This window comes from Bacillus pfraonensis, assembly GCF_050768835.1.
Taxonomy (GTDB): Bacteria; Bacillota; Bacilli; order Bacillales; family Bacillaceae_G; genus Bacillus_A; species Bacillus_A pfraonensis.
This window is the reverse complement of record NZ_JAHCDO010000041.1, coordinates 22146-28145: the sequence shown is the minus strand read 5'-3', so window position 1 is coordinate 28145 and position 6000 is coordinate 22146. Positions and strand designations below refer to the sequence as shown.

2 protein-coding genes and 3 pseudogenes are annotated in these 6000 nt (G+C 32.9%); all 5 read right to left on the bottom strand.

Annotated features, from left to right (window positions below; translation table 11 throughout):
- Positions 1-125: pseudogene (locus tag KFD70_RS25885) on the bottom strand (septum formation initiator); the annotation flags it as partial.
- A gap of 17 nt (positions 126-142) precedes the next feature.
- A pseudogene (locus KFD70_RS25880) lies at positions 143-271 on the bottom strand (IS6 family transposase); the annotation flags it as partial.
- A 923-nt stretch (positions 272-1194) separates the two neighbouring features.
- Positions 1195-1338: pseudogene (locus KFD70_RS25875) on the bottom strand (helix-turn-helix domain-containing protein); the annotation flags it as partial.
- A 161-nt stretch (positions 1339-1499) separates the two neighbouring features.
- On the bottom strand, positions 1500-2438 hold the full coding sequence (bla, locus tag KFD70_RS25870; protein ID WP_336454282.1) for a class A beta-lactamase: 939 nt from the start codon (positions 2436-2438) through the stop codon (positions 1500-1502).
- 1110 nt (positions 2439-3548) lie between these two features.
- A complete protein-coding gene (locus tag KFD70_RS25865; protein WP_336454281.1) occupies positions 3549-5249 on the bottom strand; it encodes a hypothetical protein in 1701 nt (566 codons plus the stop codon).
- Positions 5250-6000: the final 751 nt, after the last annotated feature.

Here is a 6000-nt window from a genome sequence, read left to right as displayed (position 1 = left end):
CCAAAAAGGCTCAATGCCCAGGTAGTATCCTGTTTATGCCACTTTTTAGGATCTGGATATTTCTCATTTTTTACTGCAGTATTTTCAGTTTGAAATTCTATTTTTTTTGCAGTATTCCCATTCATATAATAATTCCTCCTTTAATCGTGTTATGAGCCAAGGATAATCCACGTTCCTCCATCATTTCTACTACATCACGAAAACTTAAGTTGTACCGCAGGTACCAACGTACTGTTAACAAAATAAGATCTGGCTGATAACGCTTCCACATTCAGATTGAATAAATTTTCCTTCCGATCGTAACCCTTTATTAGAGTAATCGTATCAGTATGTCCAATTTTAGAAGATTACTCGCAAAATCTTTAGAATTTTCGCACCAGAACTAGGTTTGATATTTTCTCCGGAGGTAATAGATTATCTCTCGACGCCCTCATTATAACTTGTATATTTATGAGTTCAATATTTTTTTATTTTCAGAAAGATTGAATAAACGGAATTTTGAATAGGTAATAAATTACACTTGGCATGTAGCAATTGTGTCTTTTGTTTGAAGCTGTATTAGTTAGTAAAAAAGCAAACATAACACAGAGTTCCTTTGATTAACATTGATTATATTGGGAACTCATTATAAGGGGCACTATATCATTCTGGGGTAATTGTACACTAAGGACTACAAACCCTTATCATTACAGTATTTTATAAAGATGAATACACGTTCAGAAAGATAAAAATCTAAGTTTAATTGAACATTGATTTGTTTATATACTTTATGAACATGATTATAGCTAGAAAACGTTGATATTATTGAGTTTTATCCTCTGTTCATACACATGATTTTCTGAACAAATATCTCTTAGCGTACAGCAAAAGGGGGGAATTGTGAAGAAAATGTGTCTAAACGTACAGCATTCCCAGAATGATATGGTGAGGCCTATAAAGATACTTATATTTTCCTTTGTTGAATCATCTTATTTTAGACGTGAAAGCTGTTGTAATAAATGATTAATGTAAATGGAAAGGAATAAATTAAGGGAATATAAAATCCCCTTTTTAAATATTTATTATTAACTTTGAATTTATATATATTTTTCAGAAAAAAAGAACTTTTTATTAGGATGCTGACACATCACCATCAAGCTAAGAAAAGCAAATACCACAAAACAAAAATTTACATCTCTAGGAGAAAATATACATTTCTCCTGTTTCTTTGTAGGTATCATTCCAACGAGCAAGAAAATGGTTAAATACAAAGCGGGTGCACCCCATGGTTTTAGCAATTAATATTTCTTGTTCCTTATTCTGATAGATACGAAACTTAAATGCCTGATTTACTAACATGGGTTGCACCTCACTTTGTAATAGAATAACTACGGTATACAAGAAAAACATAGGCTTACGTCTACCGCCATTCATCTCCCACCTAAAATTGGTGTTTTACGCCTTCCCATTTTTGAAGAAGGAGTCTTCTGTCGGAAAATGATAAAAAAACTGAGATATTATCACTTGAGAGCATTGATGGTAACTTTCGCAGCTTGAGCGATAAGTTCATTATTATAGGTAGCATTTTTTGTATCGCGACTGGATAGAATTGCAATGATGATTGGCTCTCTATTCGGTGGCCAAACGATAGCAATGTCGTTTCGCGTTCCATAGCTTCCGGCCCCAGTCTTATCACCCACCACCCAGTCTTTTGGTACGCCAGCACGGATTAGTTGGTCTCCAGTAGTGTTTCCACGCATCCAATCTGTGAGGATTTTACGCTTCTCAGTTGGAAGTATATTGCCAACCGTGAAAGCCTTAAGATTAGTAGCAAGCGCTTTTGCTGTACTTGTATCACGGATGTCTCCTGGACTAGCTTCGTTCAAATCTGGTTCAAAGCGATCAGCCTTGGTAACCCTATCACCAATCTGTCTGAGCTTTTTTTCAAACCCTTTTGGACCGTCTAATTCTTTAAATAAAAGGTTCCCCGCTGTATTATCGCTGTAGCGAATCGCAGCATCTGCAATCTCCCAAAGAGTCATTCCGGTATCCACGTGTTTCTCCGTAATTGGTGAATACGTAACTAAATCATCTTTTGTATAAGTGATCACCTTATCAAGTTTGTCTATTGAGTTTTGCTGGAGCAAGGCTCCTGCAGCCAGAGCCTTGAAAGTTGATGTGTAGGCAAACCGTTCATCAGGTCGATAAGCGACTGTTCGATTTGTACCGGTATCAATAGCATAGACACCAATCCGAGCATCAAACTTTTTTTCAAGTTGAACGAACTCTCGACGAGTCGCATAATTTGTATGTTTTGTTTGCTCTATTTTTTCTTTTGCTTGTGCCTTCAAAGGTTCACCTGTAAATTGTTTTACACTTGCAAGACTTAAACTTAATATTCCAACACACATTCCTATTTTTATTACCATTGTACTTTTCAAAATAATCATTCCTTTCATCTTTTGTAATACAGAAAATGGATATCAAATTGGATACAATGTACCTAATTTGAGTACCAGTTTTTAAAAGTACACTTAATAGACAATTCGAGTAATGATTTTGTTCCATAATTTACATAAAATAATTAACTTTAAAATAAAATAGAGCATGCCGCTCTATTGAGGTCGCATGCTCTATTACTTATTTCATTTGTGATGGTGTAATACAATCTAGCCATAGATGTGACTTTGGTATAAAATCGTACCGTTTATAAAAAAGAGGTACTGTTTTGAAAATAGTTTAATATTGTTCAATTAAATTCATAATTTCTTCATGGCGCTTTATATGAAGTATAACTTATCCAAAGTGAAAAACTAATTTTGTAATAAAATCTAATATAAATATATATCTTATATATTAAAAATATAAAGATAAAACTTATATAGGACTGATAAATATGGTTTTATCCTTACTGTAGCAAGGACTTTGAAAATAATATAGCGTAAAAAATCAGAAATAGTAGTATTTAACAACGGAAAAGTAAGCATAATATTGATATAAAAACTACAAATAATCATAAACAAAATCATATATTTCTACATAAAAAATGAAACAAATTAATGCATAGTTAAACATATTTATTCAATTGTTTAATTCTGTATTAATCCACAGAATTTCCACAATTTTATTTTATTTATTCACAAATCATTCACATTAGGTGCTAAGTCATTAACATAATCCAGATTTACCATATAACTCACACAAATGTTGATGATTTTTGATAGGTAAGTTACTAGAATGCCTTTATATCAGTACTCATAGTACTATGTTATTCACATTCGACTATATTCATCTACTTATACACAAAATTTAACTTTTTTCTTGCGATTATTTGTAGGTATTTGAATGCATTAAGGTTGCTCATAACGTGTTTATATGAAAGTATGTGTGGAAATTTATTTAGTTGTAGCACAGTTCTTGTATAGGAGTGCATAAAAAAAGACTCTATTATTAATAGAATCGAGGAAAGTCGGTTGTTATAAGGAATTAGTGCAAGGCCTTCAAATAACAGAATCAACACGAATAGCCCTCTACTTTTAATTTTTTCAAAAATAGAGAGCGGAGTATGGTTAATTGGTTTCGATTACTTCAAGTACTTGTTCAGCTGTTGTTACTTGAATACCAGCGCGTATTAACTTTTCAAAGGCACGCATAAATGTAATCAAATTGAAGTCATCTGGTACTTCAATAACACGAAGCGTTTCTTTAGGTAATCTATCTATCTTTTCAATGAACAATTCGCGAACATCACTAGGAATAAAGCGCTCTTTATGTCCCCTTGCTTTTAAAAGTTCACGTATTTCAATTTCTAAAGCCATATAAGCATTTAGATTTGCACCTTGTTCATAGGCGTACTTTCTAAACAACGTTTCTTCTTGATACTTTAGGTAGTTGCGGTGATATGATTCCTCTGTAACAGGTACAGCAAATTTGTATTTTAGTAACTCATAGGTTTTACGGAACAACTTTTTGATGTTTCGCAGAGAGTACATAGAGAAATGCAATCCGAAATCAAATACAGCTTGTTCTTTTTTCTCTTTTGGTACATGTTGTGTAATAAGAGGATAGATACCTTCCTTAGCCGCTGTATCAAGAATTTGATATTGTGATGTTTGGTTTAGTAGTTTCTTCAGTGTATATACTAACTTACTTGGATATTCCTCATTACGATCTATCATGTCACGTAGGCTATGAATTACACTACGAATTTGTCGATGGCATGTATATTTAAGTACATGAATAAACTTATTCATGTCTTTTGTAAATTCACCAATATTCATATCATGAAGCACAGATTCGATAAAACGAGCTTTACGAGCATAAATAACCTTTGGCGTGAATGGATCGCGATATTGTACTTCGCCTGTTTCTTTTGTACATAAGAAATCCGTATGTAAGGAGAGATATAAAGTCGTATATCTTTTTTTATTATTAACCCCTTTTTGTAATTTGCAAATTTTGAATAGAGGAGTTCCTGTACACGGTAGTGCAGTTGTTAATTCTGTCATAACCGCACGGATTTGATGCGGGTATTTCTTATGTAAAAAGCGGTACATCCCACCAAAATGAGTTTTATTTCCTCTTTCATCCTGTTTGTCCAAGGAACGCTTTAGTGTAGTTTCTCTGTGCTGTTGCATCGCAATGTCCAAGAATAGTTTCTTAGCTGCAACTGACAGCTCAAAGAAATCCTTTGTAAATACCACCGGGCTAATATAAACATAAGGGTTTGCCTTTTCAGTTTCTTCATTCATAAAATGAGTTAGCTTAATGGTATAGCGGCCATCTAATTCCTTTTCAATCGTGACAATGTTATGTAGACTTAGTTTTTTTAATGCAATATAGAATTGAGAATGCTGTATGTAAGCAAATTCTTCTTTATACTGCTTGTAATCTTCCCACATCATATGTACTGTTACATTTGGAATGACTCCATTTGTGTAACATTTCTTGTGTAGGTATAAGAAGACTTCTAAATCTGCGTTTGTAATACCATATAATTTATGTTTCCTTCCCATTGTTTCAGAAACAGCAGACAGGATACGACGTGAAAAAGATGGTTTCGCTTGTTCTACAAAGCCATCTACATCGGCAACACGTTCCTCATATGTCATTTGATCCAGTAGATCTTCAAGGTATGTATCTTTATAGCTGTAGTATTTCTCTTCAAAAGCTTCAACAAGTTTTTGCCAAGACTTCAGTGTTACTAATACTGCATTTGTAGATTGTCCATTTAGAGCACGTTGGTTATGAATAATAAATGATTTCCCCATCTTTTTCACCTCCTACCTGTAAACTCAGAAATATATGCCAGGAAACTATAAAATATACCAATTTTGATTATAGCAAATCGAAAATTGCCAAAAGGTGTTCCTTTAAGGGGAATTTTGAGAAGATGAAACACGATATAAGACCAGTTGTGACAAGGGATACAGGATTTTCTTCATTTTTTTTTGTGTCAAAGATATGGCAAAAACCGTTTCATGTTTTGGATGTGTCAAATTATTAGTGAAACAGCAGGAATATGTTGATATACAAGGGATAAATGAATATGTTTCATGTTTTTAGGTCAAGGATATGGCAAAAATGTTTCATGTTCATATATAAGTCATTTATTATAGAAACATCCATTAAATATAGTGGTATGAAGGGTTGTAAGAGAATTGAAAAGGATATTAGGTCAAGGATATGGCAAAAACCGTTTCATGTTTTAAAATTTACAAGGTCAAGGATATGGCAAAAATGTTTCATGTTTTATATGTAGTAGAAAAAAGAAAGAAACACTTAGAATCCCTTGGTACATAAGGATTTATGAGTGTTTCTTATATTTGATAAGGTCAAGGATATGGCAAAAACGTTTCAGGATGATCTAGGATCCGTTTTGTACATAGAAGGGAAAACGATTGATATATATGGGTTTATGGGATGTTGAAAAAATTTTTGAAAATATATAATCGGAATAAGAAAAATTAACTAATGTTTCATCTTTTGAATTTTAGGTCAAGGATATGACAAAAATGTTTC